At 74.2% G+C, this 26,597-nt stretch carries 24 protein-coding genes; 13 read left to right on the top strand and 11 right to left on the bottom strand.

What is annotated here, in order from left to right:
• Positions 1-7: 7 nt before the first annotated feature.
• From ACZ3ZE_RS00400 to ACZ3ZE_RS00415, 4 genes are all read right to left on the bottom strand, one after another.
• Positions 8-1,063: an aminotransferase class V-fold PLP-dependent enzyme gene (locus ACZ3ZE_RS00400; RefSeq protein ID WP_361164568.1), complete on the bottom strand. Its 1,056-nt coding sequence runs from the start codon at positions 1,061-1,063 to the stop codon at positions 8-10.
• A 115-nt stretch (positions 1,064-1,178) separates the two neighbouring features.
• Positions 1,179-1,874: a DsbA family oxidoreductase gene (locus ACZ3ZE_RS00405; RefSeq protein ID WP_361164565.1), complete on the bottom strand. Its 696-nt coding sequence runs from the start codon at positions 1,872-1,874 to the stop codon at positions 1,179-1,181.
• A 68-nt stretch (positions 1,875-1,942) separates the two neighbouring features.
• Positions 1,943-2,446 carry a GNAT family N-acetyltransferase gene (locus ACZ3ZE_RS00410; RefSeq protein ID WP_467256883.1) on the bottom strand — a complete coding sequence of 168 codons (504 nt, stop codon included), beginning with the start codon at positions 2,444-2,446 and terminating at the stop codon, positions 1,943-1,945.
• Positions 2,447-2,452: 6 nt separating this feature from the next.
• Positions 2,453-3,445, bottom strand: coding sequence for a GlxA family transcriptional regulator (locus ACZ3ZE_RS00415; RefSeq protein ID WP_361164559.1), 993 nt, complete (start codon positions 3,443-3,445; stop codon positions 2,453-2,455).
• A gap of 70 nt (positions 3,446-3,515) precedes the next feature.
• Here ACZ3ZE_RS00415 and ACZ3ZE_RS00420 point away from each other — a divergent pair, with 70 nt between their 5' ends.
• Positions 3,516-4,907, top strand: coding sequence for an MFS transporter (locus tag ACZ3ZE_RS00420; RefSeq protein ID WP_467256885.1), 1,392 nt, complete (start codon positions 3,516-3,518; stop codon positions 4,905-4,907).
• Positions 4,908-4,948: 41 nt separating this feature from the next.
• Here the strand turns inward: ACZ3ZE_RS00420 and ACZ3ZE_RS00425 are convergent, their stop codons facing one another.
• On the bottom strand, positions 4,949-5,863 hold the full coding sequence (locus tag ACZ3ZE_RS00425; RefSeq protein WP_361164553.1) for an AraC family transcriptional regulator: 915 nt from the start codon (positions 5,861-5,863) through the stop codon (positions 4,949-4,951).
• Positions 5,864-5,989: 126 nt separating this feature from the next.
• On the opposite strand from ACZ3ZE_RS00425, the gene ACZ3ZE_RS00430 reads away from it, so the two are divergent.
• Positions 5,990-6,988 (top strand): zinc-dependent alcohol dehydrogenase family protein, encoded by a 999-nt coding sequence (locus ACZ3ZE_RS00430; protein ID WP_361164550.1) that lies wholly within the window; start codon positions 5,990-5,992, stop codon positions 6,986-6,988.
• 10 nt (positions 6,989-6,998) lie between these two features.
• Here ACZ3ZE_RS00430 and ACZ3ZE_RS00435 read toward each other — a convergent pair whose 3' ends face one another.
• A complete protein-coding gene (locus ACZ3ZE_RS00435) occupies positions 6,999-8,492 on the bottom strand; it encodes an aldehyde dehydrogenase (NADP(+)) (RefSeq protein WP_361164547.1) in 1,494 nt (497 codons plus the stop codon).
• 114 nt (positions 8,493-8,606) lie between these two features.
• Between ACZ3ZE_RS00435 and ACZ3ZE_RS00440 the strand changes: the two genes are divergently transcribed.
• The 7 genes from ACZ3ZE_RS00440 to ACZ3ZE_RS00470 all read left to right on the top strand — a co-directional run bounded on the left by ACZ3ZE_RS00440 (position 8,607) and on the right by ACZ3ZE_RS00470 (position 15,890).
• Positions 8,607-9,377: an IclR family transcriptional regulator gene (locus ACZ3ZE_RS00440; protein WP_361164544.1), complete on the top strand. Its 771-nt coding sequence runs from the start codon at positions 8,607-8,609 to the stop codon at positions 9,375-9,377.
• Positions 9,378-9,514: 137 nt separating this feature from the next.
• A complete protein-coding gene (locus ACZ3ZE_RS00445; RefSeq protein WP_467256887.1) occupies positions 9,515-10,507 on the top strand; it encodes a hypothetical protein in 993 nt (330 codons plus the stop codon).
• On the top strand, positions 10,504-11,769 hold the full coding sequence (locus ACZ3ZE_RS00450) for a sensor histidine kinase (protein ID WP_361164538.1): 1,266 nt from the start codon (positions 10,504-10,506) through the stop codon (positions 11,767-11,769). Before ACZ3ZE_RS00445 ends, ACZ3ZE_RS00450 begins: the two co-directional genes overlap by 4 nt.
• Positions 11,769-12,425, top strand: a complete 657-nt coding sequence (locus ACZ3ZE_RS00455) for a response regulator transcription factor (protein ID WP_361164535.1) — start codon at positions 11,769-11,771, stop codon at positions 12,423-12,425. Before ACZ3ZE_RS00450 ends, ACZ3ZE_RS00455 begins: the two co-directional genes overlap by 1 nt.
• Before the next feature lie 150 nt (positions 12,426-12,575).
• Positions 12,576-14,024, top strand: coding sequence for a peptidoglycan D,D-transpeptidase FtsI family protein (locus tag ACZ3ZE_RS00460; RefSeq protein ID WP_467256889.1), 1,449 nt, complete (start codon positions 12,576-12,578; stop codon positions 14,022-14,024).
• A 124-nt stretch (positions 14,025-14,148) separates the two neighbouring features.
• A complete protein-coding gene (locus tag ACZ3ZE_RS00465) occupies positions 14,149-14,598 on the top strand; it encodes a hypothetical protein (RefSeq protein WP_361164529.1) in 450 nt (149 codons plus the stop codon).
• A 92-nt stretch (positions 14,599-14,690) separates the two neighbouring features.
• Positions 14,691-15,890 (top strand): MFS transporter, encoded by a 1,200-nt coding sequence (locus ACZ3ZE_RS00470; protein WP_467256891.1) that lies wholly within the window; start codon positions 14,691-14,693, stop codon positions 15,888-15,890.
• A gap of 422 nt (positions 15,891-16,312) precedes the next feature.
• Here ACZ3ZE_RS00470 and ACZ3ZE_RS00475 read toward each other — a convergent pair whose 3' ends face one another.
• Positions 16,313-17,248 carry an AraC family transcriptional regulator gene (locus ACZ3ZE_RS00475; protein WP_361164523.1) on the bottom strand — a complete coding sequence of 312 codons (936 nt, stop codon included), beginning with the start codon at positions 17,246-17,248 and terminating at the stop codon, positions 16,313-16,315.
• Between the two features lie 82 nt (positions 17,249-17,330).
• Here ACZ3ZE_RS00475 and ACZ3ZE_RS00480 point away from each other — a divergent pair, with 82 nt between their 5' ends.
• A complete protein-coding gene (locus ACZ3ZE_RS00480) occupies positions 17,331-17,570 on the top strand; it encodes a hypothetical protein (protein ID WP_361164520.1) in 240 nt (79 codons plus the stop codon).
• A gap of 36 nt (positions 17,571-17,606) precedes the next feature.
• A complete protein-coding gene (locus tag ACZ3ZE_RS00485) occupies positions 17,607-18,809 on the top strand; it encodes a TerD family protein (protein ID WP_467256893.1) in 1,203 nt (400 codons plus the stop codon).
• A 48-nt stretch (positions 18,810-18,857) separates the two neighbouring features.
• Here the strand turns inward: ACZ3ZE_RS00485 and ACZ3ZE_RS00490 are convergent, their stop codons facing one another.
• The 3 genes from ACZ3ZE_RS00490 to ACZ3ZE_RS00500 form a co-directional block, all read right to left on the bottom strand.
• Complete coding sequence (locus ACZ3ZE_RS00490; RefSeq protein WP_361626005.1) at positions 18,858-19,877, bottom strand: 1-aminocyclopropane-1-carboxylate deaminase; 1,020 nt, start codon at positions 19,875-19,877, stop codon at positions 18,858-18,860.
• Positions 19,878-19,970: 93 nt separating this feature from the next.
• Complete coding sequence (locus ACZ3ZE_RS00495) at positions 19,971-20,639, bottom strand: GntR family transcriptional regulator (protein ID WP_361164511.1); 669 nt, start codon at positions 20,637-20,639, stop codon at positions 19,971-19,973.
• A gap of 49 nt (positions 20,640-20,688) precedes the next feature.
• Positions 20,689-22,134: an alkaline phosphatase PhoX gene (locus tag ACZ3ZE_RS00500; RefSeq protein ID WP_361164508.1), complete on the bottom strand. Its 1,446-nt coding sequence runs from the start codon at positions 22,132-22,134 to the stop codon at positions 20,689-20,691.
• 89 nt (positions 22,135-22,223) lie between these two features.
• Here ACZ3ZE_RS00500 and ACZ3ZE_RS00505 point away from each other — a divergent pair, with 89 nt between their 5' ends.
• Positions 22,224-23,030: an SDR family NAD(P)-dependent oxidoreductase gene (locus ACZ3ZE_RS00505; RefSeq protein ID WP_361164505.1), complete on the top strand. Its 807-nt coding sequence runs from the start codon at positions 22,224-22,226 to the stop codon at positions 23,028-23,030.
• Between the two features lie 26 nt (positions 23,031-23,056).
• On the opposite strand, the gene ACZ3ZE_RS00510 is transcribed toward ACZ3ZE_RS00505, so the two are convergent.
• Positions 23,057-24,523, bottom strand: a complete 1,467-nt coding sequence (locus ACZ3ZE_RS00510) for a hypothetical protein (RefSeq protein WP_361164502.1) — start codon at positions 24,521-24,523, stop codon at positions 23,057-23,059.
• A 206-nt stretch (positions 24,524-24,729) separates the two neighbouring features.
• On the opposite strand from ACZ3ZE_RS00510, the gene ACZ3ZE_RS00515 reads away from it, so the two are divergent.
• The gene (locus ACZ3ZE_RS00515; RefSeq protein WP_361164499.1) at positions 24,730-26,574 is read left to right on the top strand and encodes an endonuclease/exonuclease/phosphatase family protein; all 1,845 of its coding nucleotides are present in this window, start codon (positions 24,730-24,732) and stop codon (positions 26,572-26,574) included.
• Positions 26,575-26,597 lie beyond the last annotated feature (23 nt).

Consider the following 26,597-nt stretch of genomic DNA (forward strand, 5'->3'; position numbering starts at 1 on the left):
CAGGGGCTCAGCCCGCGAGGACCTCCAGGGCCCGTTCCACGTCGGCCGAGGAGTTGTAGAGGTGGAAGGAGGCCCGCAGGTTGCCCGCGCGGGCCGAGAGGAGGACGCCCGACGCGCGCAGGGCGTCGGCGCGGGCGCCGAGGCCCGGGATGCCGACGACGGTCGACTCGTCCGCGACGGCGGCGTGGCCGAGTTCGGTGAGGCCGGCGCGGAAGCGGGCGGCGAGGGCCTTGTTGTGGGCCTCGATGCGCTCGATGCCGACCTCTTCCAGGAGGGCGAGCGAGCGGGCCGCGCCGTGGTACGAGAGGAAGGCGGCGGGCTCGTCGAACCGGCGGGCCGAGCGGGCCAGTTCGCGCACCGGGCCGTAGCTGTTGGCCCACAGGTCCTCGCCGGTGACCCAGCCCGCGTGGATCGGCAGCAGCGCGTCCTGGGCCTCCTCGGTGACCGTGAGGAAGGACGCGCCGCGCGGGCAGAGCAGGTACTTGTAGCCGCCGGCGACGGTGAAGTCCCACTCCGCCGCGTACAGCGGCAGCCAGCCCGCCGACTGGGTGGCGTCGAGGAGGGTGCGGGCGCCGTGCGCGGCGGCCGCGGCGCGGATCGCGGCGAGGTCGGCGGTCCGGCCGTCCGCCGACTGCACGGCGGAGAAGGCGACGAGGGCGGTCTCGGGCCGCACCGACTCCGCGAGCCGCTCCAGGGGGACGAAACGAATCTTCAGGTCGCCGCGGACGGTGAACGGCGTGATGACGGAGGAGAAGTCGCCCTCGGGGAAGAGGATCTCGGCCCCGGACGGCATGGACTGCGCCACCATGCCGACGTGGACGGAGACCGAGCTGCCGACCGCGACCCGGTCGGTGCCGATGTGGGCGATCCGCGCGAACGAGGCCCGGGCCTCGTCGACGATGTCGAAGCTGCCGGCGCCGTCGGGGCGCCCGGCCGCGGTCTGCTCGGCGAGGAGGGTGACGGCCTCGACCGTCCGGCGGGGCAGCAGGGCGCAGGCGGAGGTGTTCAGATAGGTCTGCGTGGGGGCGAACTCGGCTCCGCCCAGGGGCTCCAGAATGTCCATGGGCCCAGCCTGGATTCCCCACGATCTCCCGTCAATTGCCATAGATCATGGGGAATCTCCAAGTGGCGCTTATGCGTCGGTCAGCCAGCGACCTCGGCGGGCGTCCCGTGGGTGCTCAGCAGTTCCCGCCGTCGATGTCGCAGGCGTCGGCGTCGCCGCCGACGGGCTGGAGGGTGCGGCCCTGCCAGGCCTGCTCCAGGGCCTGGGTGAAGACCTCGGCGGGCTGCCCGCCGGAGACGCCGTACTTCCGGTCGAGGACGAAGAACGGCACGCCGTTCGCGCCGAGCTCGGCGGCCTCGCGCTCGTCCGCCCGTACGGCGTCGGCGTACGCGGACTCGTCGGCGAGCACCGCGCGGACCTCGGCCTCGTCGAGACCGGCCTCGACGCCGAGGGCGACCAGGGTGTCGGGCGTGAAGACCGAGCGCTCCTCGGCGAAGTTGGCCCGGTAGGCGAGGTCGAGGAGCTCGCTCTGGCGCCCGCGCTCCTTCGCCAGGTGCAGCAGGCGGTGGATGTCGAAGGTGTTGCCGTGGTCACGGCCCTCGGTGCGGTAGCCCAGGCCCTCGGAGTGGGCGTTGGAGGCGACGTGGGCCTCCATGGCGCGGGCCTCGTCGAGGGTGCGGCCGTACTTGGTGGCCAGCATCTCCAGGACGGGCGCGGTGTCGCCCTTGGGCCGGTTCGGGTCGAGCTCGAAGGAGCGGTGCACGACCTCGACGTCGTCGCGGTGGGCGAAGGCTTCGAGCCCCTTCTCGAAGCGGGCCTTGCCTATGTAGCACCAGGGGCAGGCGATGTCGCTCCAGATCTCGACGCGCATGGTGGGGTTCTCTCCAGACGGGGGCGGGGGCGGTTGTCCACGATGCGGAACGCCCCGCCCCGCCCGATTCATTCCGCCGCGGGCCCGGACCGGAGTGTGAGCCGGAGCACGAGGTGGTCCCCGGCGTGCGGGGTGTCCGGGTCCGGGAGCCAGCCGCGGGCCGCGTAGAAGGCCTGGGCGCGGGTGTTCCGGTCGAACACCTCCAGGCGGGCGGTGCGCACCCCGGCGGCCCGCCAGGCGTCGACGCAGGCGGTGTGCAGGGCGGTGCCGACCCCGCCGCGCCAGCGGGCCGGGGCGACGTGGAGCTGGGTGAGGTGCGTGACGCCGTCCCGCTCCCCGTACGCGGCGACGCCGAGGAGCTCCCCGGCGGCGTCGCGGGCCCGGAGCACCCGCCCGGCGTCGATGGCCGCGGCCCAGCCGGCCCGGGAGCGGGCCAGCTCCTCGGGGCCCTCGAAGGCGGCGTCGGGGAGGTGGCCGCGGTAGTAGCTCGCGCGGGCCTCAGCGTGGAGGGCGGCGATGGCGTCGAGGTCGGCGGGGAGCGCGTACTGGATACGCAGGGGGGATCCGGTCATGATCTCTCAGGACGCGGAGGCGACGGGCCCGGTTGCGGACGCACCCAGCCGGTTGAAGGAGCCGCGGTAGGCGCTCGGGGTCAGGCCGGTCCTGCGCAGCAGGTGCTGGCGGAGCGAGTCGGCCGTGCCGAGGCCGCTCGCCCGGGCGACCTGGTCCATGGGCAGGGAGGTGGTCTCCAGGAGCTCCTTGGCGCGTTCGACGCGCTGGTGCAGCAGCCACTGGAGCGGGCTGACCCCGGTCTCGGCGTGGAAGCGGCGGGAGAGGGTGCGGACGGAGACCCCGGCGTGCCGGGCGAGGTCGGTGAGGGCGAGCGGTTCGTCGAGGTGCTCCATGGCCCAGGCGCGGGTGCGGGCGAAGGAGGCGCCGCGCTCGGGCGGCAGCGGGGTGAGGGTGAACTGGGTCTGCCCGCCGGGCCGTACCGGCGCGACGAGGGCGAGCCGGGCCACGGTGTTGGCGACGGCGGCGCCGTGGTCGGTGCGGATGATGTGCAGGCACAGGTCGATGCCGGCGGCGTAGCCGGAGGAGGTGAGCACCGGGCCGTCCTGGACGAAGAGGACGTCGTCCTGGAGATCGACGGTCGGGTGCCGCTCGGCGAGCTGCTCGCGGTAGGCCCAGTAGGTGGTGGCCGCGCGGCCGTCCAGGAGTCCGGCGGCGGCGAGCGCGAAGGAGCCGGTGCAGATGGAGGCGATCCGCTTGCCCGCGGCGGCGGCCCGGCGCAGCGCGTCCAGGATCCGGGGGTCGGGATCGGTGTACGAGCCGCTGCCGGCGAGGATCACGGTGTCGGCCGCGTCGGTGGCGTCGAGGCCCAGCGGGACGTGCAGGTCGAGGCCGCCGGTGGTGGCGACGGGGCCGGGGTCGGGGGCGCAGATGAGCGTCTCGTAGCCGGGGCCGCCGTCGACCTCCACCTTGGCGAAGAGCATCTCCGGGATGGCGAGGTTGAACATCGAGGCGGGCGGGGCGGCGATCACCGCGACGCGGCGGACCCGGGACGACGGCATGGCCAGAACCTCCGGTCATATGGCATTCGGGCCACTACTCTACGGCCCGCGCGCTCACCAAGCTGGGCGCATGACCTCAACCGACCTTCCCGAAGCCGCCGTTGCCACCGCTCCCGAAGCTCTCCGCAAGGCCTCCCCCGGCGCCCGGCGTCCCGGCCCCGCCCTCGTCGCCGCGATGCTGGGCTTCGCCCTGATCACGCTCGACACCTCGGTGGTCAACGTCGCCCTGCCCGCGATCGGCGCCGACCTGGGGGCCGGGATGACGGGCCTGCAGTGGGTGGTCGACTCCTACACGCTGGTGTTCGCCGCGCTGCTGCTGTCCAGCGGGGCGCTCGCCGACCGGATCGGGGCGAGCCGCGCGTACGCCGTGGGGGTCGTCGGCTTCACACTGGCCTCCGTCGCCTGCGGTCTGGCCCCGGGCCTGCCCGCGCTGCTCGCGGCCCGTACGGTGCAGGGCGCGGCGGCGGCGGTGATGCTCCCGGCCTCGCTCGCGCTGGTGCGCGAGGCGTACGGCGACCCGGTGCGGCGGGCCCGCGCGGTGTCGCTGTGGGCGGCGGGCGCCACGGTCGCGGTGGCGCTGGGGCCGGTGGTGGGCGGCGCGCTGACCACGGCGTGGAGCTGGCGCGGGATCTTCTTCGTCAACCTGCCGCTCGGCCTGGTCGCGCTCGCCCTGCTGACCCGGGTCGCGGGCTCGGCGCGGCGGCCGGCGCCGCTGGACCTGCCGGGCCAGCTGACGGCGATGGCGGCGCTGGGCGGGCTGACGTTCGCGGCGATCGAGGGCGGCACGGCCGGGTGGTGGGCGCTGGGCGGCGCGGTGCTCGCCTTCGCCGCGTTCCTCGCGGTCGAGGCGCGGCGGGCGCACCCGATGGTGCCGCTGGGTCTGTTCCGGGAGCGGATGGTCGTGGTGGCGGTGCTGGCGGGCTCGGCGAACAGTGTCGCGTTCTACGGCATGATCTTCGTCTTCAGCCTCTTCTTCCAGCAGGTGCTGGGGCTTTCCGCGCTGGGCGCGGGCCTGATGTTCCTGCCGATGACGGGGCTGCTGGCCGGGGTGAACGTGCTGTCGGCGAAGGTGGCGGCCCGCCATGGCGCCCGGCTGCCGATCGTCGTGGGCCAGGTCGTGGCGGTGTTCGGGCTGCTCGGTCTGCTGACGGTGGACGCGGGCACCCCGCGGGCGCTCCAGGCGCTGCTGCTGGTGCCGCTGGCGCTCGGGGCCGGCTTCTCGCTGCCGCCGCTGATCGCCGCGATGATGGAGGCCGTCCCGGCCGAGCGCGCGGGCACGGCGGCGGGTCTCCTGAACGCGGTCCGGCAGACGGCGGGCGCCCTGGCCATCGCGGTCTTCGGCTCCCTGGCCGCCGACGGGGTGGAGCCGAGCCTGCGGGTGTCGTTGCTGATCAGCGCGGTGCTCCTCGCCCTGACCACGCTGGTCTCGCTGCGCCTGCCGCGCCACCGCACGCGCGCCTGACGCCCGGCCGGGCGGCGGCCCCGGGCCGCCCCGGGCGGGCCCTAGGCGGCCTTCCGGTACTGGCCGGGCGCGACTCCGTACTCCCGCTTGAAGGCCTTGGCGAAGGCGAACTCCGAGGAGTAGCCGGAGCGTCGGGCCACGGTCCGCAGGGGCAGGTCGTCGGTGCGCAGCAGCCGGCCGGCGGTCGTCATGCGCCACCAGGTGAGGTACGCGAGCGGGGGCCGGCCCACCAGGGCGGTGAAGCGGCGGGCGAACGCGGCCCTCGACAGGCCGCCGAGGGCGCCGAGTTCCTCGACCGTCCAGGGGCGGGCCGGGTCGTCGTGGAGGGCGCGCAGGGCGCCGGCGACGGCCGGGTCGCTCAGCGCGGCGGACCAGCCGGTGGAGCGGTCGGCGCGCTCGGCCAGCCACCAGGTGCGCAGCAGGTACAGCAGCAGGGTGTCGAGGAGGGCGGGGACGATGGTGTCGGCGCCCGGCTGGGGTTCGGCGAGTTCGGCGCCGAGGAGGTCGACGGCGGCGCGCAGCCGGGGGTGGGCGCCGACCCGGGCGGGGATGTGGACGTACGGGGGCAGCCCGGTGAGCAGCGGGTGGGCGCGGGCCCGGCTCAGCTGGTAGGCCCCGCACAGCAGCAGGGTCTCCTCGGCGCCGACGGGCCCGCGGTCGGGGAGGGTGGGCCAGGAGCCGTCGGGTGCGGGGACGGCGTCGGCGAGCGGGGTGTCCGGGTGGTCGGCGAGGCCGTGTCCGGTGCCGTGGGCGAGCAGGACGACGTCGCCGGGGCCGAGCCGGACGGGCGCCGCGCCGTCGGGCGGCAGCAGCCAGGCGGTCCCCTGGAGCACGACGTGGAATCCGGCTCCTTGGGTGGCGGGGAAACGTAAACCCCAGGGCGCGAATCTGACGGTACGGGAGGAGTGCGGCCGGCCGGTGCGCATGGCGGCGATGGCATCGCTCAGTACGTCCATGCCCCGCACCGTACCTCCGGCGCTCTCGCCCCCTCTCACCCTTCGTCCGTGGGACGAGACGATCGGACATGACGGGGAGCCATCGGGACATGGATCGTCTCGCCCGCTCCTCCTAGCGTCGAAGGCATGGGAAACGACACGATGACGAAGGCCGTCCTGTTCCACGAGCTCGGCGGCCCCGAGGTGCTGACCGTCGAGGAGGTGCCGCTGCGGGCGCCCGGGCCGGGCGAGTTGCGGGTCCGGGTGGAGGCGATCGGCCTCAACCGGGCGGAGGCGCTGTTCCGTTCGGGCACGTACCACTACCAGGCGACGCTGCCCGGTTCGCGGCTCGGTTACGAGGCGGCCGGGGTGGTCGAGGAGGTCGGCGAGGGCGTCACGGCGTACGCGCCGGGCGACGCGGTGATGGCGGCGGCCAACTTCGACTTCGGCGTGCACGGGGTGTACGCGGAGCGGGTGGTGCTGGCGGAGGAGTACGTGGTGCCGCGTCCCACGGGGGTGGACGCGGTGACCGCGGCGGCGGCGTGGCTGACGTACTCGACCGCGTACGGCGGCATGGTGGAGGCGGGCGGGCTGCGCCCCGGGGACGCGGTGGTGATCACCGGCGCGTCCAGCGGGGTCGGCACGGCCGCGATCCAGACGGCGCTGCGGATCGGCGCGGTACCGATCGCCACGACCCGCGGCACAGAGAAGCGGAAGCGGCTGCTCGAACTGGGCGCCGCGCGGGTGATCGCCACCGACACCGAGGACCTGGTGGCGCAGGTGCGGCGGCACACCGGCGGGCGGGGCGCCCGGGTCGCGTTCGACGCGATCGGCGGCCCCGGCTTCGCCGAGCTGGGCGACGCCCTGGAGCGGGGCGGCACGGCGGTGCTGTACGGGTGGCTGGACCCGCGGCCCGCGGCCGTCCCGCTGAACTGGCCGATGACCGTGCGGGGTTACGCCAACGGAGCGGTGGTGCGGACGCCCGAGGGGCGGGCCCGGATGGCCGGCTTCATCGGCTCCGGACTGCGCGACGGCTCGCTGGCGCCGGTGATCGCCGAGACCTTCGAGGGGCTGGCGGCGATCCCCGACGCGCACCGGTTGATGGAGTCCAACACCCACACCGGGAAGATCGTGGTGCGGGTGTAGGACCGCCCGCTCAGAAGCGCGGCACGCCCAGCGGGTTGTCGTCGCGCAGCTCCGGCGGGAGCAGGTGTCCGGGGGTGGACTGGTAGGCGACCGGGCGCAGCCAGCGCTCGATGGCCGTCCCGCCGACGGAGGTGCCGGTGGAGGTGGTCGCCGGGTAGGGGCCGCCGTGGTGCTGGGCGGCGGCGACGGCGACGCCGGTCGGCCAGCCGTTGACGAGGATCCGGCCGGCGAGCGGGGTGAGTTCGGCGAGCAGCGAGGCGGCGGCCGGGTCCTCGTCGGCGAGGTGCAGGGTGGCGGTGAGGTTGCCGGGCAGCAGGCCGAGGACGGCGCTGACCTGCTCGCGGTCGGTGTAGCGGGCGACGACGGTGACGGGCCCGAAGCACTCCTCCAGGAGCGGGTCGTGGCCGCCGTCGGGCAGCAGGCCCGCGTCGACGGTGAGCACTCCGGCGCTGACCGTGTGCTCGCCGCCGGCGCCCGGGGTGACGGGAGCGGTCACGCCGGGCAGCCCGGCCCGCTCGCGCACCCCCTCGACGAAGGCTCCGCGCATCCGGTGGTCGAGCATCACGCCGGGTTCGGTCTCGCTGACGGCGGCGGTGAGGGCGGCGACGATCCGGTCGCCCGCCTCGCCGTGGGGCGCCAGGACGAAGCCGGGCTTGGTGCAGAACTGGCCCTCGCCCAGGGTCATGGACCCGGCGAGTCCGGCGCCGATCTCCTCGGCCCGCTCCTCGGCGGCGGCCTGGGTGATCACCACCGGGTTGAGGGAGCCGAGTTCGCCGTGGAAGGGGATGGGCACGGGACGGGCGGCGGCGGCGTCGAAGAGCGCGCGCCCGCCGCGTACGGAACCGGTGAAGCCGGCCGCGGCGACCAGCGGGTGGCGGATGAGCTCCACGCCCGCGTCGAAGCCGTGCACGAGGGAGACGACGTCGGCGGGGAGCCCGGCCTTGACGGCGGCCCGGCGCAGCAGCGAGGCGCAGAGCTCGGAGGTGGCCGGGTGTCCGGGGTGGGCCTTGATCACGACGGGGCAGCCGGCCGCGAGGGCGCTGGCGGTGTCGCCGCCGGGGACGGAGAAGGCGAGCGGGAAGTTGCTGGCCGCGTAGACCGCGACTACCCCGAGCGGGATCTTCATGCGCCGCAGGTCGGGGGTGGGCGGGGTGGTGGCCGGGTCCGGCGGGGAGATCCGTACGTCGAGGAAGGCGGCGGCGTCGACGATGTCGGCGAAGGAACGCAACTGGGCCGTGGTGCGGGCGAGTTCGCCGGTGAGGCGGACGGGACCGAGGGCGGTCTCCGCGTCGGCCGCCTCGATGACGTGGTCGCGGGCCTCGTCGAGGAGGTCGGCCGCGGTCCGCAGCAGCGCGGCGCGGGCGGTGCGGTCGGCGAGCGCGTCGAGGGCGGCGCGGGCGGCGCGTACGGCCCCGTCGATCTCCTCGGCCGTGGCCTCCACCGCGACCTGTTCGCGCGGCTTTCCCGTCCGGGGGTCCACGCTCCACACTGGTTCTGCCGCCACCGCCACGCACCTCGTTCGCTATTCTGAACACTGTCCAGGTAGGTGAATCCTGAGCGGACTCTATTGACGGCCCGGCCGTCTCCACAAGTGGCTTCCTGAAGAGGGGCGAGGGCGATGTCGACGAACGACGCGGGTGGGGCCCAGGTCAAGTCCGCCGTGCGGACGGTGGAGTTGCTGGAGCACTTCGCGGGACGGCCCGGCATGCACTCGCTCGCCGCCGTCCAGGAGGCCGTCGGCTATCCGAAGTCCAGCCTGTACATGCTGCTGCGCACCCTCGTCGAGCTCGGCTGGGTGGAGACCGACGCGACCGGCACCCGGTACGGCATCGGCGTGCGGGCGCTGCTCGTCGGCACCTCGTACCTCGACGGCGACGAGGTGGTGGCGGCCTCCCGCCCCGCCCTCGACCGGCTGTCCGACGACACCACCGAGACCATCCACCTGGCCCGCCTCGACGGCACCGACGTGGTCTACCTGGCGACCCGTCAGTCCCCGCACTTCCTGCGCCCGTTCACCCGCGTCGGACGCCGGCTGCCGGCCCACTCGACCTCGCTCGGCAAGGCGCTCCTCGCCACCCACACCGACGAGCAGGTGCGCACGCTGCTCCCCGAGACGCTGCCCGCGCTCACCGCACACACCGTCACCGACCGGGAGCAGCTCATCGAGGAGCTGCGTCTCGTCCGCGAGCAGGGCTACGCGGTGGACCGCGAGGAGAACACCCTGGGGCTGTGCTGCTTCGGCGTCGCGCTCCCCTACCGGACCCCGGCCCGGGACGCCGTCAGCTGCTCGGTGCCGGCGGCACGGCTGACCCCGGGGCACGAACAGCTCATCAAGGAGGCCCTGTTCGACGCGCGCGACCGGCTGGCGCCGGCGACCCGCCGGCTCTGACCGCCGCCGGGACCCGCCGTCCCCTCGCGGCCACCCGCCCACCGAGCCCCGAGGTCGGGCCGTCTCCCCCGTGCGGCGGAGGCGGTTCGTCTTCCGGCAGGAGGTGCCGGGGCGGGTCCGGGCGGGACGGTGGGGTCATGACCGCACCGACGCTCCCCGCTCCCGCCGCCACCGTGCCGGCCGGCCCCCTCCGGCCGGTCCTGCGCACCCTGGCGATCCTCGCCTGCCTCCCGTACATCGTGCTCAAGGTCGTCTGGGTGGCCGGCGGCCGGCTCGGCATCCCGGACGGGAGCGTGCTGCTCGACCACCCGACGATGATGGGCGTGGCCAACGGGGTCTCCGTGCTCGCCGACGCCGTCGTGGTGCTGCTCGCGCTGCTGCTCACCCGACCGTGGGGGCTGCGGGTGCGGGCCTGGCCGCTGGTCTTCCCGCTGTGGGCGGCGATCGGCCTGATCGCGCCGATCATGACGGCCTACCCGGCCCAGCTCGCCGTCTCCCTGCTGGGCGGCGACGGCGGCGGCAGCGCGGGGCCGCCCCGCGAACCCTTCCTCGACGCCTGGGTCTTCCCCGTCGTCTACGGCGGCTTCATCGTCCAGGGCCTCAGCCTCGGCACCCTCTTCGTCCTGTACGCCCGCGACCGCTGGGGCCGGGTCTGGAGCGGGCGGCTCCGGGAGCTGCCCGCCGGGGCGAGCACCCCCGGGCTCCGCGCCGCCGCCGTCACCGGGGCCGTGCTCGCCCTCGCGCCGGCCACCCTGTGCTTCCTGTGGGCCTCCGGCTCGACGACCGGTCTCTCCGCCGACCTCGCCGCCGTGTACGACTCCGACCGGGCGGTCGTCGACACGGTGCGCGGGATCTTCCTCCTCGTCGCCGCCGTCGCCGTCCTCCTGCTCGTCCTGCGCCGGCCCGCCGGGCCGCGGGTGCGCACCGTCATGGGCGCGGCCTGGGTGGCCTCCGGTGCGGCCGGGTGCTGGGGCGCGTACATGACGCTGGTCTCCCTGCTGCCGGCGGCCGGGGCCGGGAATAGGCCGACGGGCCTGATGATCACGACCTACGCTGTCGAGATGATCACCGGATTCCTGCTGGCGGGCTGCCTCGCCCGCGTCCTCGGCCGCCGGAGCGCGGCGACGTGACACGGTTCTGGGGCGTCCTCTTCGGGCAGTCGGCCCGGCGGCGCTGGCTGCATCTGATCCTCGGCGGCGCGCTGTTCATGCCGTACTGGCTGGTCGGGACGGTGGTCGTGGGGCCGTTCACCCCGGACGGCAACGTCTTCGGCGGCGGCCTCCGCTACCAGTTCGCGGCCTACGCCGTCGGGCTGCCGCTCGCCGCCCTGACCGCCCTCTTCCCGCTCGCCCGGCCGATGTCGGTGGCGGCGGCGCGGGCGCTGTGCGGGGTGGCGCCGGGCCGGTTCGCCGACGGGCCCGCCCGGGGCCGGGCCGCCAGAGCGCGGACCGCCGGGTGGTTCACCCTCCACCTCGGGACGGGCGCCCTGCTCGCCGGGGCCTCGCTGGCACTGCCGCCGTTCGCGCTCGCGGTGAGCGCGCTGCCGTTCTCGGCGGCCCTGCGCGCCTCCGAGGCCGGCCGCTTCTGGCACCTGGACCGGCCCTGGCTCGCCTGGGCCGGGCTCCCGATCGGCCTCCTGCTGCTGCTCGCCCTCGCGGGCGCCGCCGCCGCGACGGGCGCGCTGCTGGCCCGCGAGGCGCCCCGGCTGCTCGGACCCAGCCCGGCGGACCGGCTCGCGGCGGCCGAGCGGCGCGCCGCCGAACTGGCCGTGCGCAACCGGCTCGCCCGCGAGCTGCACGACTCGGTGGGCCACGCGCTGAGCGCGGTCACCCTCCAGGCCGGTGCGGCCCGCCGGGTCCTGGAGACCGACCCCGGGGGCGCGGACCTCGGTTTCGTACGGGAGGCGCTCACCGCGATCGAGGAGACCACCCGCCGCACGGTCGGCGAACTCGACGCGGTCCTGGGCCTGTTGCGCCGCGGCGAGGACGACGGCGAGCTCGCCGCGCCGGGCCTGGACGCACTGGACGCGCTGGTGAAGGGCGCCGGTCCCGGGGTGGCGCTGACGGTGAGCGGGAGCCTCGCCGAGCTGCCGGAGGCGGTGTCGCGCGAGGCGTACCGGATCGTGCAGGAGGGGCTGACCAACGCCGTGCGCCACGCGCGCGGCGAGACGGTGACGGCGCGGATCGCGCTGTCGGGGGACGAACTGGAGATCACCATGGAGAATCCGCTGCCCGGCACCGCGCCGGTGGCCCGCCCGGACGGCGGTCGCGGCCTGCGCGGCATCGCCGAACGCGCCCGGCTGCTGGGCGGCACCGCCCAGGCCGGCCCGGCGGACGGGACCTGGCTGCTGGCCGCGCGGCTGCCGGTGGGCACGGCCGGGGGGCGGGGCTGATGGGCGGCACGGTCAGGGTCGTCCTCGCGGACGACGAGCGGATGGTCCGGACGGCGCTGCGGGTGATCCTGGACGCGGAGCCCGGCCTGGAGGTCGTCGGGGAGGCCGCCACCGGCGCCGAGGCGGTCTCGGTGGTGCGGGAGCTGCGGCCCGACGTGGTCCTGATGGACGTCCGGATGCCCGAGATCGACGGCATCCAGGCGACCCGGCGGATCCTGGCCGCGCTGCCGGACCCGCCCCGGATCGTGGTGGTGACCACCTTCGAGAACGACGCCTACGTGTACGACGCGCTGCGGGCGGGCGCGGCCGGGTTCCTGCTCAAGCGGGTCGCGCCGGAGGAGCTGGTCAGCGCGGTGCGGCTGGTGGCGCACAGCGAGTCGCTGCTCTACCCGGCGGCCGTCCGCGGTCTCGCCGCCGAGCACGCCCGCCGCCATCCGCCGGTCGCGCCGTGGGCGGCCCGGCTCACCGAGCGGGAGGCGGAGGTGCTGCGCCGGATGGCGAAGGGGCTGACCAACGCGGAGATCGCCGACGGCATGGGCGTGGGCCCGGCGACGGTGAAGACGCACGTGGCCGCGGTGCTGGCGAAGACCGGCGCGCGGGACCGTACGCAGGCGGTGATCGCCGCGTACGAGTCGGGGTTCATCACCCCGGGCTGAGAGCCGCGGGGCCGGCCGGACACGGGGGTGCCGGCCGGTCCCGCTCCGGTCGGCGGGTCCGCATGAACGTTTCCTGAGAAAGCTGAGAAAGCTGAGAAATGGGACACATCCGGAACGCCTGCCGCCGTTCCGTTCGTCCCCTCTAGCGGGATGAACAAGACGATCAGGCGCGCCTCGGTCTTCTCGCTGCTCCTGGTGCTCGCCCTGCTGGGCCGGGCCACCTGGGTGCAGGCGTACGAAGGCAAGGCCCTCGCGGACGACAAGAGCAACCGGCGGAACACCATCGCGCAGTACGCGCAGCCGCTCGGGAACATCATCGTGGCCGGTTCGCCGGTCACCGGTTCGAAGGAGACGAAGGGCGGCGATCTCGCGTACAAGCGCGACTACACCGACGGCGAGCTCTACGCGGCGGTCACCGGGTACAGCTCGCAGGCGTACGGCGCGACGCAGCTGGAGGGGATCTACTCCGATGTCCTGGACGGCACCGACACCCGGCTGAAGAACCCGGTGGACGCCGTCACCCGCAAGCAGGCGGAGCCGGGCTCCGTCCTGACGACGATCGACCCCGCCGTGCAGAAGGCCGGCTACAAGGCGCTCGGCAACAAGAAGGGCGCGGCGGTCGCCATCGACCCGAAGACGGGCCGCGTCCTCGGCATGGTCTCGACGCCCTCGTACGACCCCTCGAAGATCGCGGGGCTCAACGACGGCGCGATGTGGAAGCAGCTCACCGAAGACGAGGACAAGCCGCTGGTCAACCGGGCGCTGCGGCAGCCGCTGCCGCCGGGTTCGACGTTCAAGCTGGTCGTCGCGGCGGCCGGTCTCGAGGACGGCCTGTACGGCTCGGTGGACACGCCGACGCGCAGCCCCAACCCGTACAAGCTGCCCGGCACGACCCGCTACCTGGAGAACGAGAACCCCTCGGCGCCCTGTGAGAACGCCACCATCCGCACCGCGCTCCAGTACTCCTGCAACAACGTCTTCGCGAAGATGGCGGTCGACCTCGGCCAGGACAAGGTGAAGGCGATGGCGGAGAAGTTCGGCTTCAACGACAAGGAGCTGGACGTTCCCGTCCGCGCCTACGCCAGCGTCTACCCGTCCGGCATGGACAAGGCGCAGACGGCGCTGACCGGCATCGGCCAGTTCGACGTGACGGCCACCCCGCTCCAGATGGCCATGGTGTCGGCGGCCATCGCCAACGACGGCCTGATGGCGAGTCCGCACATGGTCTCCCAGGTCGTCGACTCCGACGGCGACGCCCTGAAGTCCTTCGAGGACGGGGACACGAAGCGGATCGTCTCCTCCGCGACGGCGGAGCAGCTGCGCAGCGCGATGCAGACGGTGGTGGAGAAGGGCACCGGCAGTAACGCGGCGATCGACGGCATGGAGGTCGGCGGCAAGACGGGCACCGCCCAGCACGGCGAGAACAACAGCAAGACGCCGTACGCCTGGTTCACCTCGTACGCGAAGGACCCGGCCACCGGCAAGGAGGTCGCGGTGGCGGTGATGATCGAGGACTCGGGCGCGGCACGCTCGGAGGTCAGCGGCAACGGTCTGGCGGCGCCGGTGGCGCAGAAGATGATGAAGGCCGCCCTGAACTGACGCACGGGCGGAACACACCGAGGAAACGCACTGGGGGAACGCGCTGAGGTGACGTAACGGCTCAAGTGCCGTGGAAGCGGGGGCCGGTGGAACGACCGCCCCCGCTTCACGATATGCAGGGTGCATGCTCTCCACCGCACGCCTGCCCCGCTCCCCCTCCGGCTGGACCATGGCCGTCTTCGGCACCCTCGCCGCCGCCCTGGGGGTGGTGGGTCTGGTGTCCCCCGACACCACGATCCGACTCATGGGTCTGACCCCCATACCCGGCGCGGACCGCGCGGACGCGGACCACACCCTCCTCTTCCTGACGGCCTCCTCCATGGCGGCCCTCAACATGGGCGTCTACTACCTGCTGGCCGCCCTGGCCGACTGGAAGGCCTTCTTCCGCTGGACGGTCCCCTTCCGCCTCCTCACCTTCGCGGTCTTCACCCTCGCCGTCGTCACCGGCCGCGCCCCGGCCGGCTTCCTGGGCGTGGGCCTCTGGGAGGGCCTGGGCGCACTGGCCACCGGGGTGGCGCTGCGGTACGAGAAGCGGGCCGGGCGGTCGGCCCTCAGCGGGAGCCGGGCGTCCTAGGCGGGAGCCGGCGGTCCCGGGCCGGAACCGGGCCCGCCGATTAGGGCATCCGCCCGATCCGGAGGGGGCTCCTCAGACGTCAGCCTGCGGGAATGCGTCTTCCTCTCTACCTCTGCGCCGTCCTCGTCTCCGGGTTCGGCACCACCGCGATGTGGCTGGTCTCCGGGATCTGGGTGAAGTCCCTGACCGGATCCGACTCCCTCGCGGCACTCACCGCCTTCGCCCTCTGGGCGCCCGCGCTGTTCGGCCCGGTGCTCGGCGGGCTCGTCGACCGGGTGCCCCGGCGCCCGTTGCTGATCGTGGCGAACCTGGCCATGGCGGCCCTGCTGCCGCTGCTGCTGTGGGTGGACCGGGCGGACAGAGTCTGGCTGCTGTTCGCCGTGCTCGTCGTGTACGGGACGCAGGGCGCGGTCCACGAGTCGGCGGAGGCGGCGCTCGCCGCGGGCGCGCTCGATCCGGAGCGGCTCGGGTCCTTCAACGGGCTGCGGATGACCGTGAACGAGGCCATGAAGCTGGTCGCCCCGCTGGTCGCCGCCGGGCTCTTCGCGCGCCACGGCGGCGGGCCGGTCGCGCTGCTCGACGCGGCGACGTTCGCCGTGGCGGCGGGCGTGTTCGCGCTGCTGCGGGTGCGGGAGGCGCGGATCCCGGCGGCGACGGGCGACGGGCGGGGCCGGATCGCCGAAGGGGTCCGGCTGGTGTGGGGCGTGCCGAAGCTGCGGGCGCTCGTGGTGGCGGGCGGGTTCGTCATGTTCCTCGCCGGGCTCAACGGCGCCGCCGTCTACGCCGTGGTGGACCGGGGACTCGGGCAAGCCCCCGCGTACGCCGGGGTCCTGTACGCCGCGCAGGGCGCGGGCTCGGTGGTGGCGGGGCTCGCGGCGGGGCCCCTGCTGCGGCGGGTGCCGGAGCGGGGTCTCGCGGCGGCCGGGCTCGCCCTGTTCGCCGTGGGGGTGGCCGCGCGGGCCCTGCCGTACGACGGGGTGGCCCTGGCGGCGAGCGGGGTGATCGGGGTGGGGCTGCCGTGGGTCCTGATCGCCGCGATGACGGCGGTCCAGCGGGGTGTGCCGGCCGAGGCCGTGGGGCGGGCCGCCGGCACCGCGAACACCCTGGTCTTCGTCCCGAACGCGGTGGCCCTGGCCGTGGGGGCCGGACTGGTCGCGGTACTGGACGTCCGGGTGCTGCTGCCGGTGGTGGCGGTGGCGGGTCTCGCGGGCGCGGCGCTGCTGGCGGGCACGCCCCGGGCGCGCCTCGCACGGGGCCGCGCGCTGGGTCGCGGGGGCTCGACCGCACGCTGACCACGAACGGAGACCGGTACATGACGCCCGCTCGACGTGCGGCCCGTCCCGGGCGCGCCGGAGGCGATCGTGGCCGCCGGCATCACCGGACTCCGGCGCCTGTACGAGGCCGTGGGCGAGGCGGCCGTTGCCGGAGGCGGTGAGGGACGCGCCGGAGCCTGCGGGGAGGCGCCTGGAAAGGGGAACGGGCCCGGCCGGACAATGCGGGGGAGCCGGCCAGGCCCGGGTCGACGCGTGCGGCTGGCGCACGCGGACATTCAGAAGATATGACCCGGTCAAGATCATCGCGAGCCGCGGAACGCGGCGGCCGTCCGGAAAGCGCGATCGGTTCCCGCCATCCGCGTACGACCGGCGCGTACGCGGTCCGTAACCGCCGGTACGGAGTCGCCGGTCCTTACCCACCAACCCGGTCCCGGCCCCGCTCAGCGCCGCAAGGTCGCCGAGGGCGACTCGCCGAACCGTTCGCGGTACCGCGCCGCGAACCGGCCCGGGTGGGCGAAACCCCAGCGCCAGGCCACCTCGGTCACGCTCAGGCCGTCCGGCGCGCCCGCCCGCAGCTCCTCGTGGACCCGCTCCAGGCGCACCTCGCGCACGTACGCCATCGGGGACATCCCCACGTACTCCCGGAACGACTCCTGGAGCCGGCGCACGCTCACCCGGGCGAGGGCGGCCAGTTCGGTGCTGGTGAAGGGGTGTTCGGGGCGGGCCCGTACCGCGTCCATCGCCCGCTTCACCGGACCGGGCCGCGCGGGCCCGCCCGGGTGGGCCAGCTCCTCGCGCCAGGGGTGTTCGGCGGCCAGCAGCAGCCCGTTGAGCAGGGCCTCCTGGAGCGGTCGGGAGACCAGCTCGTGGGTGGCGAGGCCGTCGCCCGCGAGCGCCCCGGCCGCCACCTGGCGGGCGAAGGTCACCCAGCTGAGGCCGGGACCGCTCGTGATGTCGAGGCCGGCACCGAAGGCGAGCCGGCCGCGCGGCGGACGCCCGATCAGCTGCTCCAGACGCTCGTGCAGCGCCGTCGCGTCGATCTTGACCGAGAGGGCGCGGCAGTCCCCGCTCCACCGGTCGAGGACGGTGTCGCCCAACGGGTCGAGCAGCACCGCCTCCCGGCTCGTGGCCACCAGCGGGCGCCCGCCGCCGCCCTGGCGCAGCTCCATGGTGCCGCTCATCGGCGCGTTGAGATGGAACGCGCCCAGCTCACCGAAGCGCATCCGCACGTCGGCGCCGCAGCTCAGGTCGCCGATCATCAGCGGCCCGAGCCCGACGGTGTCGAACCGGGCGGCGAAGGGACGTTCCTGCGCGTCGATCACGTCCATGAAGTTGGCGTAATAGCGCGCGCCGATCTCGGCCCGCGCCTCATCCACGTCCCGCGTCCGGAAAGAGCTCCCCACGGGTCATAAGAATATTCATATGACGGATGTGGCCGGGAACGGCAGGATGCCCGGCATGCCAGCACCTCAGGGATTCTCCTACGCACGCCGTGCGGACGGCACGGTCGTCCTCACCCACCGTGGCCGCGCCGCGGGCACCCTGCGCGGCGGCCGCGCGGAGAAGTTCCTGGCGGAGGTCGAGGCCGGCGACCCGCAGCTGGTGATGGCCCGCTGGACCGGCTCGTACCGCTTCGGGAACGAGCGCACCGCGCGCGAGCATCCGCGTCACCGAGGTGGCCGAACCGGGCGAAGGTAAGGGAACGGCAAAAGCGTCTCGTTCGTTACCCCCGGCATGACCGCAATGACCCCCGGCTCGAACATCCCTCTCACCGCCGCGCGCGTGGCGGTGGACGTCGCCGCGCCCGTGCGGCTCGACGTGTCGGGCCTGCTGCTCGGCGCCGACGGCAAGGTGCGCTCCGACGACGACTTCATCTTCTACAACCAGCCCGCCGGGCCCGGTGTCAGCTACCGCTCCGGCGGCGGCAGCGCCCCGGACGCGATCGTGGTGGACACCGGGGCCGTCCCGGCCGGCGTCGAGAAGATCGTCGTGACCGCGAGTCCCGACGCCGCTGGCCAGACCTTCCAGGGCATCGAGCCCACGGCGACCGTGCGCAACGCCGACGACGGCAGCGTCCTCGCCACCTTCACCCCGCCGCGGCTGGGCACGGAGACGGCCCTCGTGGTCATGGAGATCTACCTGCGCAACGGCGCCTGGAAGGCCCGCGCGGTGGGCCAGGGGTACTCCAACGGCCTCGCCGGGATCGCGACCGACTTCGGCGTCAGCATCGACGAGGAGCCGACGCCCGCCGCGGCACCCGCCGCCCCCGCGCAGGCCCCCGTGCCGGTGCCGGCCGCCGCGCCCGTCGCCGCTCCCCCGGCCCCGGCCGCGCCGCCCGCCGCCCCCGCCCCCGGCACGGGGAAGATCAACCTGGACAAGGGCCGGGTCAGCCTCCAGAAGAACCAGACGGTGTCCCTGGTCAAGGGCGGCCGGCCGCTGCTCTCCCAGGTCAAGATGGGCCTCGGCTGGGAGCCCGCCTTCCGCGGCAAGGACATCGACCTCGACGCCTCGGTCATCGCGTACGGCCCCCAGCGCAACCACCAGGACAGCTGCTACTTCGGCAAGCTGTCCATCCTCAACGGCGCCATCAAGCACTCCGGCGACAACCTGACCGGCGAGGGCGCGGGCGACGACGAGGTCATCGTGGTCGACCTGGGTCGGCTGCCCGCCGACACCACCGGCCTGGTCTTCACGGTCAACTCCTTCTCCGGCCAGAAGTTCACCGAGGTCGCCAAGGCGTACTGCCGGCTCATCGACGCCGCCTCCGGCGAGGAGCTGGTCCGCTTCGACCTGACCACCGCCGAGCCGCAGACCGGCGTGATGATGGCCAAGCTGATCAAGCAGTTCACCGGCGAGTGGGAGATGACGGCGATGGGCGAGTTCGTGAAGTCGCGGACCGTCCGGGGCATGGTGAAGCCCGCGGCCCAGGCGCTCTGAGCGGCGGGCCGGGAGCGGCGCGGGTCCCCGTGCCGCTCCGGCGTGCGGCTAGAACAGCGCGCTGTACGCGTTGAGGGCCGGCTGGCCGCCCAGGTGGACGTAGAGCACGGTCGCGTCCCGGGCGATCTCCCCCCGGTCCACCAGGTCGATCATTCCGGCCATCGACTTCCCCTCGTAGACGGGGTCGGTGACCATGCCCTCGGTGCGGGCGGCCAGCCGCATCGCGTCGAGGGTGGCCTCGTCCGGGACGCCGTACACCCCCGCGTGGTACCGGGCGTCCAGCTCGACGTCGGCGGCCGTCAGCGGCCGTTCGACGCCGATCAGGGCGGCCGTGTCCCGGGCGATCCGGGTGATCTGCTCATGGGTGGGCACCGGCTTCGCGGAGGCGTCGATACCGAGCACCCGGCGGGGCCGCCCGCCCTCCTCGGCGAGCGCGGCGAAGCCCGCGACCATGCCGGCCTGGGTCGAGCCGGTCACCGAGCAGACCACCACGGTGTCGAAGAAGACGCCGAGCTCACGCTCCTGTTCGGCCACCTCGTACGCCCAGCGGGCGAAGCCCAGCCCGCCGAGCCGGTGGTCGGAGGCGCCCGCCGGGATGGCGTACGGCTTGCCGCCGGACTCCTCGACCTCGCGCAGCGCCCGCTCCCAGCTCTCCTTGAAGCCGATGCCGAACTCGGCCCGCACCAGACGCACATCGGCGCCCGCGAGCCGGCTGACGAGGATGTTGCCGACCTTGTCGTAGACGGAGTCGGGCCACTCGACCCAGCTCTCCTGCACCAGCACGCAGCGCAGCCCGGCGTGCGCGGCGACGGCCGCGACCTGGCGGGTGTGGTTGGACTGCACCCCGCCGATGGAGACCAGGGTGTCGCAGCCCTGGGCGAGGGCGTCGGCGACCAGGTACTCCAGCTTGCGGGTCTTGTTCCCGCCGTACGCGATCCCGGAGTTGCAGTCCTCGCGCTTGGCCCACAGGGTGGCGCCGCCTAGGTGGCCGGTCAGCCGCTGGAGGGGGTGCACGGGCGAGGGCCCGAAGAGCAGCGGATAGCGCTCGAAGTCGTCGATCGTCGGCATAGGGGCTCCCTGGGGTGGTCGCGGTCGAGGTCCTGGACGCCTCGCACGGGCCGACGGCGGATCGGGGCCGGAACGGGAAGGGCCGGACCAGCCCTAGGGCCGGTCCGGTGGGTCCGTCGCCTCGTCGGCGAGCTCCTCAAGGGCCCGCCATATCTCCGAGGTCACCCGCACCGCCTCCTCCGTGTCGCCCGCCTCGCACGCGTCGATCAGGCGCGCGTGGAGCTCGGCGGAGCCGCAGGTGCCCGCGTCGCCGAAGAGGCGGCGCTCGACCCGGCGGATCAGGGGCGTGTAGCGGGCGATCGTGGCGGCCACCGCGTGGTTGCCGCTCGCGCCGACGAGGACGTCGTGGAGCTCGTCGTCGGCGCGCAGGGCGGCCTCGACGTCCGCGGCGCGCACGGCCGAGGCGAACCGCCGGTTGGCCTCGCGCATCGCCCGGATGCCCTCGGGGCCGAGCAGCGGTACGGCGGTGCGGGCGGCGAGTTCGTGCATCACCCGCACCACGGAGGCGGCGTCCCGCACCACCCGGCTGACCAGCCGGGTGACCCGGGTGTAGCTCTGCGGCTTGGTCTCGACGAGACCCTCGTCGCCGAGCCGGGCCAGGGCCTCGCGCACCGGAGCGCGCGAGAGGCCGAGGCGTTCGGCCAGGTCGGCGTCCTTGACCACGGAACCGGGCGCGAGTTCGCCGCGCACGATGGCCTCGCGCAGCGCGTCGTACGCGCGGTCGCGCAGCAGGGTCCGGCCCACCGGCCGTAAGGCGTCCATGGACTGACATGTTAGGTGTCAGCCCGTGGACGGCACCAGGGGCAGGAGGTCAGCGACGCGGCTGGCGGCGCCACGGTCCGGTGATGGCGAGCATGATGCCCGGTTCCTGGATGTTGGCGAACAGGGTGTCGCCGTCGGGCGAGAAGGTCACGCCGGTGAACTCGCTGTCGTTCAGGTCGTTGCGGGCGATCGGGTAGGTCCGGCCGCTCTCGGTCGCGCCGAAGAGGTGCTGGACGCCCTCGCCGTCCTCGGCGATGACGATGCCGCCGTACGGGGAGACGGTGATGTTGTCGGGGCCGTCGAAGGCGCCGTCCTGCTCCGGGGTCGCGTTGACGCCGAGCAGCACCTGGAGGGTGAGGGTGCGGCGCTTGGGGTCGTAGAACCAGACCTGGCCGTCGTGCGCGGCGCCGGGGCTCTCCGCACGGGCGTACGAGGAGACGACGTACGCGCCGCCGTCGGCCCACCACATGCCCTCCAGCTTGCGGGCGCGGGTGACCTCGCCGGGGCCGAACTGCTTGCGGACGGAGGTCTTGCGGGCGTCGCGGTCGGGTACGTCGACCCAGTCCACGCCGTAGACGGTGCCGATCTTCGTGGCGCGGGACAGGTCGTCGACGAAACGGCCGGCCGAGTCGAAGCACTTGAAGGCCTGGAGGACACCGGCGTCGTCGGCGAGGGTGCCGAGCTGCCCCCGGCCGTGCTCGAAGCCCTTCGGCGGGACCCAGCGGAAGAACAGGCCGTTGGGGCCGGAGGCGTCCTCGGTGAGGTAGGCGTGGCCGCGCTTGGGGTCGATGACGACGGCCTCGTGGGCGTAGCGGCCGAAGGCCTTGACCGGCTTCGGGTCACGGTTGGCGCGGTGGTCGTGCGGGTCGACCTCGAAGACGTAGCCGTGGTCCTTGGTCATGCCGTTCTTGCCCGCCAGGTCCTCGGTCTCCTCGCAGGTGAGCCAGGTGCCCCAGGGGGTGCGGCCGCCCGCGCAGTTGGTGGAGGTGCCGGCGATGCCGACCCACTCGGCGACGGTGCCGTCGCGGTGCACCTCGACGACCGTGCAGCCGCCGGCGGCCGCCGGGTCGTAGACCAGGCCCTCGGTGAGCGGGACGGGGTGCGCCCAGCCGGAGCGGGGGCCCTTGAGCTCGTGGTTGTTGACCAGGTACGTGGTGCCGCGGCGCCCGGCGAAGGTGGCGGTGCCGTCGTGGTTGGAGGGCGTGAACTCGCCGGACTCCAGGCGGGTGACACCGCTGTGGGTGATGACGCGGTACGTGAAGCCCTCGGGCAGCGCGAGGACGCCCTCCGGGTCCGGGACGAGCTCGCCGTAGCCGAGCCGGTGCCCGTGGCCGTGCCCGTGGCCCTCGCCGTGGCCCTCGCCCGCGAACTCCTGCGGGTCGTCGGCGGCGAGCGCCTCCGGCGCGGTGGCGAGCGTGCCGACCGCGCCGGTGAGCGCGAGGCCCGCGCCGGTCGCGGCGGACTTCTTGGCGAATTCTCTGCGGTTGAGAGACATGACGGTTCTTTCTCCCTGTCGTCACCCGGTGTCGCGGCACACGGTCGCTCCCCCGTATAAACGGCAGTTGAACAGAAAGGCGATCCCTCATGAACCTGCCACACAGCGGCCGGCGCGTTCTGGTCAGCGGTGCCTCGCGCGGGCTCGGCCGCGCGGTGGCGCGCGCGTTCGCGGCCGGCGGTGACCGGGTGGCCGTGCACTACGGCTCGCGCGCGGAGGAGGCCCGCGCGACCCTCGCGTCCCTGGACGGCACCGGCCACGTGCTGGTCTCGGGCGACCTGGCCGACCCGGCGGCAGCCGCCCGGATCGCGGACGAGGCGGCCGACGCGCTCGGCGGCCTCGACGTCCTGGTGAACAACGCGGCCGTGAACCTGCCGCACCCGCCGGCCACCACCCCGTACGAGGAGTGGGTCGAGCTCTGGCAGCGGCACGTCTCCGTGAACCTGCTCGGCACGGCGTATCTCAGCCATCTCGCGGCCCGGCGGATGATCGAGGCCGGGCAGGGCGAGCGTAGCGAGATGGGGGTCCCCCCGGCCGGAGGCTGGGGGAGGATCGTCAACATCGGCTCGCGCGGCGCCTTCAAGGGCGAGCCGGACCACCCGGCGTACGGCGCCACGAAGGCGGCCGTGCACGCCCTGGGCCAGTCGCTGGCCGTGGCCCTCGCCCCGCACGGGATCGGGGTGGCCTCGGTCGCCCCCGGCTTCTTCGCGACCGAGCGGGTGGCGCCCCGGCTCGCGGGGCCCGAGGGCGAGGCCATCCTCGCCCAGAGCCCGTTCGGCCGGGTCGGCACCGCGGAAGAGATCGCCGCGGCCGTCCGCTGGCTCGCCTCCCCCGAGGCCCAGTGGGCCTCGGGGACGGTGCTCGACCTCAACGGGGCGTCGTACCTGCGGACCTGAGCCGGCCGCCGCCCCCGGGGGGCGGGTCAGCTCTTCGAGCGCGCCTTGAAGGCCGCCTTGCGGGCCTCCTTCGCCGTGGGCTTGTCCCGGTGCAGGCGGCCCATGGCCTCCAGGACCTCGGCCGTCGCCGGGTGCTCGACCCGCCACGCCGCCTCGAAGAAGCCGCCGTGGCGGCCGGTCAGACCCTCGATGAGGTCCTGGAGCTCGGTCAGGTCGCCGTCGGCGTCGAGCTGGGCGGCGATCGTGTCGATGGCCAGCCAGAAGATCATCGCCTCCGGCGGGGCCGGGATGTCCGCCGCGCCGCGCTCGGCGAGCCAGACCCGGGCGAGACCGCCGAGCTCCGGGTCGTCCAGGACCTCCCGGACGGCCGGCTCCGCCTCGGCGCCGACGAGGGACAGGGCCTGCTGCGCGTGGAGCCGGCGCAGCGGGGAGTCCGGGTCGCTGCCCTTGGCGGCGGCGAGGAGTTCGCGGGCGGCGGTGCCGGGCTCGCGGGCGGCGAGCCAGCCCGCGGTCTCGGCGCGGGCGGCGTCCTGCGGGTAGTGGGCGATGCCGTCGAGGAGGGCGTCGGCGCCCTTGTCGGCGAGCTCGCCGACCGCGGGGACGACGAGTCCGGCCTCCAGCATCCGGGCGCGCACGCCGAACAGGCCGAGCGGGGTGAGCCGGACCATGCCGTAGCGGCTGACGTCCTCGTCGTCGACGGGCGGGGCGGGCTCCTCGCCCTCCTCGGCCATCAGGGCCTCGTCGACGGGGTCGTACGCGACCAGGCCGATCGGTTCGAGGACCCGGAACTGCTCGTCGAGCCGCATCATCGCGTCGGAGACCTGCTCCAGCACGTCGTCGGTGGGCTCGCCCATGTCGTCGGGGACGACCATCGAGGCGGCCAGCGCGGGCAGCGGCACCGGGCCCTCGCCCGCCCCGCCCTCGCTGACGGTCAGCAGGTACAGGTTGCCGAGCACGCCCTCCAGGAACTCGGCCTCGCCCTCCGGGTCCCAGTCCAGGGCCTCGAAGTCGATCTCGCCGTCCTCGCCGACGAGCGCGTCGAGGTCCTCGAAGTAGGGCGCGGCGGCGTCGGCGAAGACGGCGTCGAAGCCCTCCAGCCAGAGCGCGAGGACGTCCTGCGGGGAGCCGCCGGTGACCAGCGCCAGGTTCTCGCCGGGGGTGACGGTGCCGTCCTCGGCCCCTTCTGCCCCCTCGGCCCCCGCTGCTCCCTCTTCGGGGTCCTGGACGTCCAGGAGGCCGGTGTCGACGGCGATCCGCCAGGCCTCGCTCACGTACGCCTCGGCGTCCGGGTCGCCGGTGAGGCCGAGGACCTCGGCGGCGGCGGGCAGCTGCTCGTCGACGAGTTCGCCGCCCGGCCCGACCCGGGTCTCCGGGCCGGCCCAGCGGGCGAGCCGCACGGCGCGGGCCAGGAGGGGGGTGGCCAGGGCGTCCCGCGCCAACTCCGCGTCCGAGCGCAAGCGAACGGGGGGCAGGGTCTGGCGGTCCGGTGCCATCTGGGGTGTTCTCCTCGACGAGTGCGGGGGCCTTCACGGCGCTTCGAGCGGCCTTCAGCGTAGACGTATTCGGGGGGCGGTCCGGCGGTTCACGGAGGCGTCAGCCTTCGTACACCCGTCGACCCTTGACAAGTGCGAGGGTCTGGAACGAAATTGACGCGCGTAGACCCTTCGCTCGTATCTCCAAGCCCTCACGGAGCTTCTTGATGTCTTCCTCCATACCGAGATCCGCCGCCGTCGCCGCCGTCGTCACGGCCGCCCTCGCCGCCGGCCTGCTGGGTGGCGCGTCCGCCTCCGCCGACGACGTGACCGCCGGCGCGGCCCCCGTACGCATCCACGACATCCAGGGCACGACCCGGGTCTCGCCGCTGGCCGGCAAGCCGGTCGCGGGTGTCACCGGCATCGTCACCGGGGTGCGCACGTACGGCTCGCGCGGCTTCTGGATGCAGGACCCGCAGGCGGACGACAACCCGGCCACCAGCGAGGGCATCTTCGTCTTCACCAGCTCCGTGCCGACCGTCGCCGTCGGCGACTCGGTGAGCGTCAACGGCTCGGTGACCGAGTACGTGCCGGGCGGCCTGAACTCCGGCAACCAGTCGCTGACCCAGATCTCCAAGCCGGTCGTCACCGTCCTGTCGAAGGGCAACACCGTCCCGGCGCCCGTCACCATCTGGGCGGGCTCCGTTCCCGACGCGTACGCCCCCGAGGGCGACCCGGCGGCCGGCGGCTCCGTCAACGGGCTCACCCTGGACCCCGAGACCTACGCCCTGGACTACTACGAGTCCCTGGAGGGCACCAACGTCCGCATCGGCACCTCGCGCGTGGTCGGCGCCACCGACCCGTACTCCGAGCTGTGGGTGTCGGTGAAGCCGTTCGAGAACGACAACCGCCGCGGCGGCACGGTCTACGGCTCGTACGACGCGCAGAACACCGGCCGGCTCCAGATCCAGCAGCTCGCGCCGATCGCCCAGCAGCCCTTCCCCAAGGCGAACGTCGGCGACTGGCTGGCCGGCCCGACCGAGGGCCCGCTGGACTTCAACCAGTTCGGCGGCTACACCCTGGTCGCGAACACCCTGGGCCGGCACGTGGACCTCGGCCTGGAGCGCGAGGTGACCGAGCGCCAGCACAAGAACGAGCTGGCGGTCGCCACGTACAACGTGGAGAACCTCGACCCGAGCGACCCGCAGGAGAAGTTCGACGCGCTCGCGAAGGCGGTCGTCGAGAACCTGGCCTCGCCCGACGTCGTCGCCCTGGAGGAGATCCAGGACGACAACGGCGCCAAGAACGACGGCACGGTCACGGCCGGCGAGACGCTCAAGAAGTTCACCGCCGCGATCGTCGCGGCCGGCGGCCCGGCGTACGAGTGGCGTTCGATCGACCCGCAGAACGGCAAGGACGGCGGCGAGCCCGGCGGCAACATCCGTCAGGTCTTCCTCTTCAACCCGGAGCGGGTCTCCTTCGTGGACCGCGCGGGCGGCGACGCGACGACCCCGACCGCGGTGACGGGCACCAAGGGCAACGCCCACCTGACCCTCTCCCCCGGCCGGATCGACCCGGCGAACACCGCCTGGGAGAACAGCCGCAAGCCGCTCGCGGGCGAGTTCCTCTTCCGCGGCCGCACGGTGATCGTGGTTGCCAACCACTTCGGCTCCAAGGGCGGCGACGAGTCCATCGTCTCGCACCACCAGCCGCCGAACCGTTCCTCGGAGACCAAGCGGCTGCTCCAGGGACAGGCCGTCAACGCCTTCGTCAAGGACGTCCTGGCGCTGGACAAGCAGGCCGACGTGCTGGTCCTCGGCGACATCAACGACTTCGAGTTCTCCGGCACCACGAAGGCGCTGACCGACGGCGGCGCGCTGTACCCGGCGGTCAAGTCCCTGCCGCTCAGCGAGCGCTACTCGTACGTCTACCAGGGCAACAGCCAGGTCCTCGACCAGATCCTGACCAGTCCCGGCGTGCACCACTTCGAGTACGACAGCGTGCACATCAACGCCGAGTTCGCGGACCAGAACAGCGACCACGACCCGCAGGTGCTGCGCTTCCGCCCGTGATCACCGATGGCACGGGTGTGCGA

This window comes from Streptomyces sp. NPDC023157 (assembly GCF_055560575.1).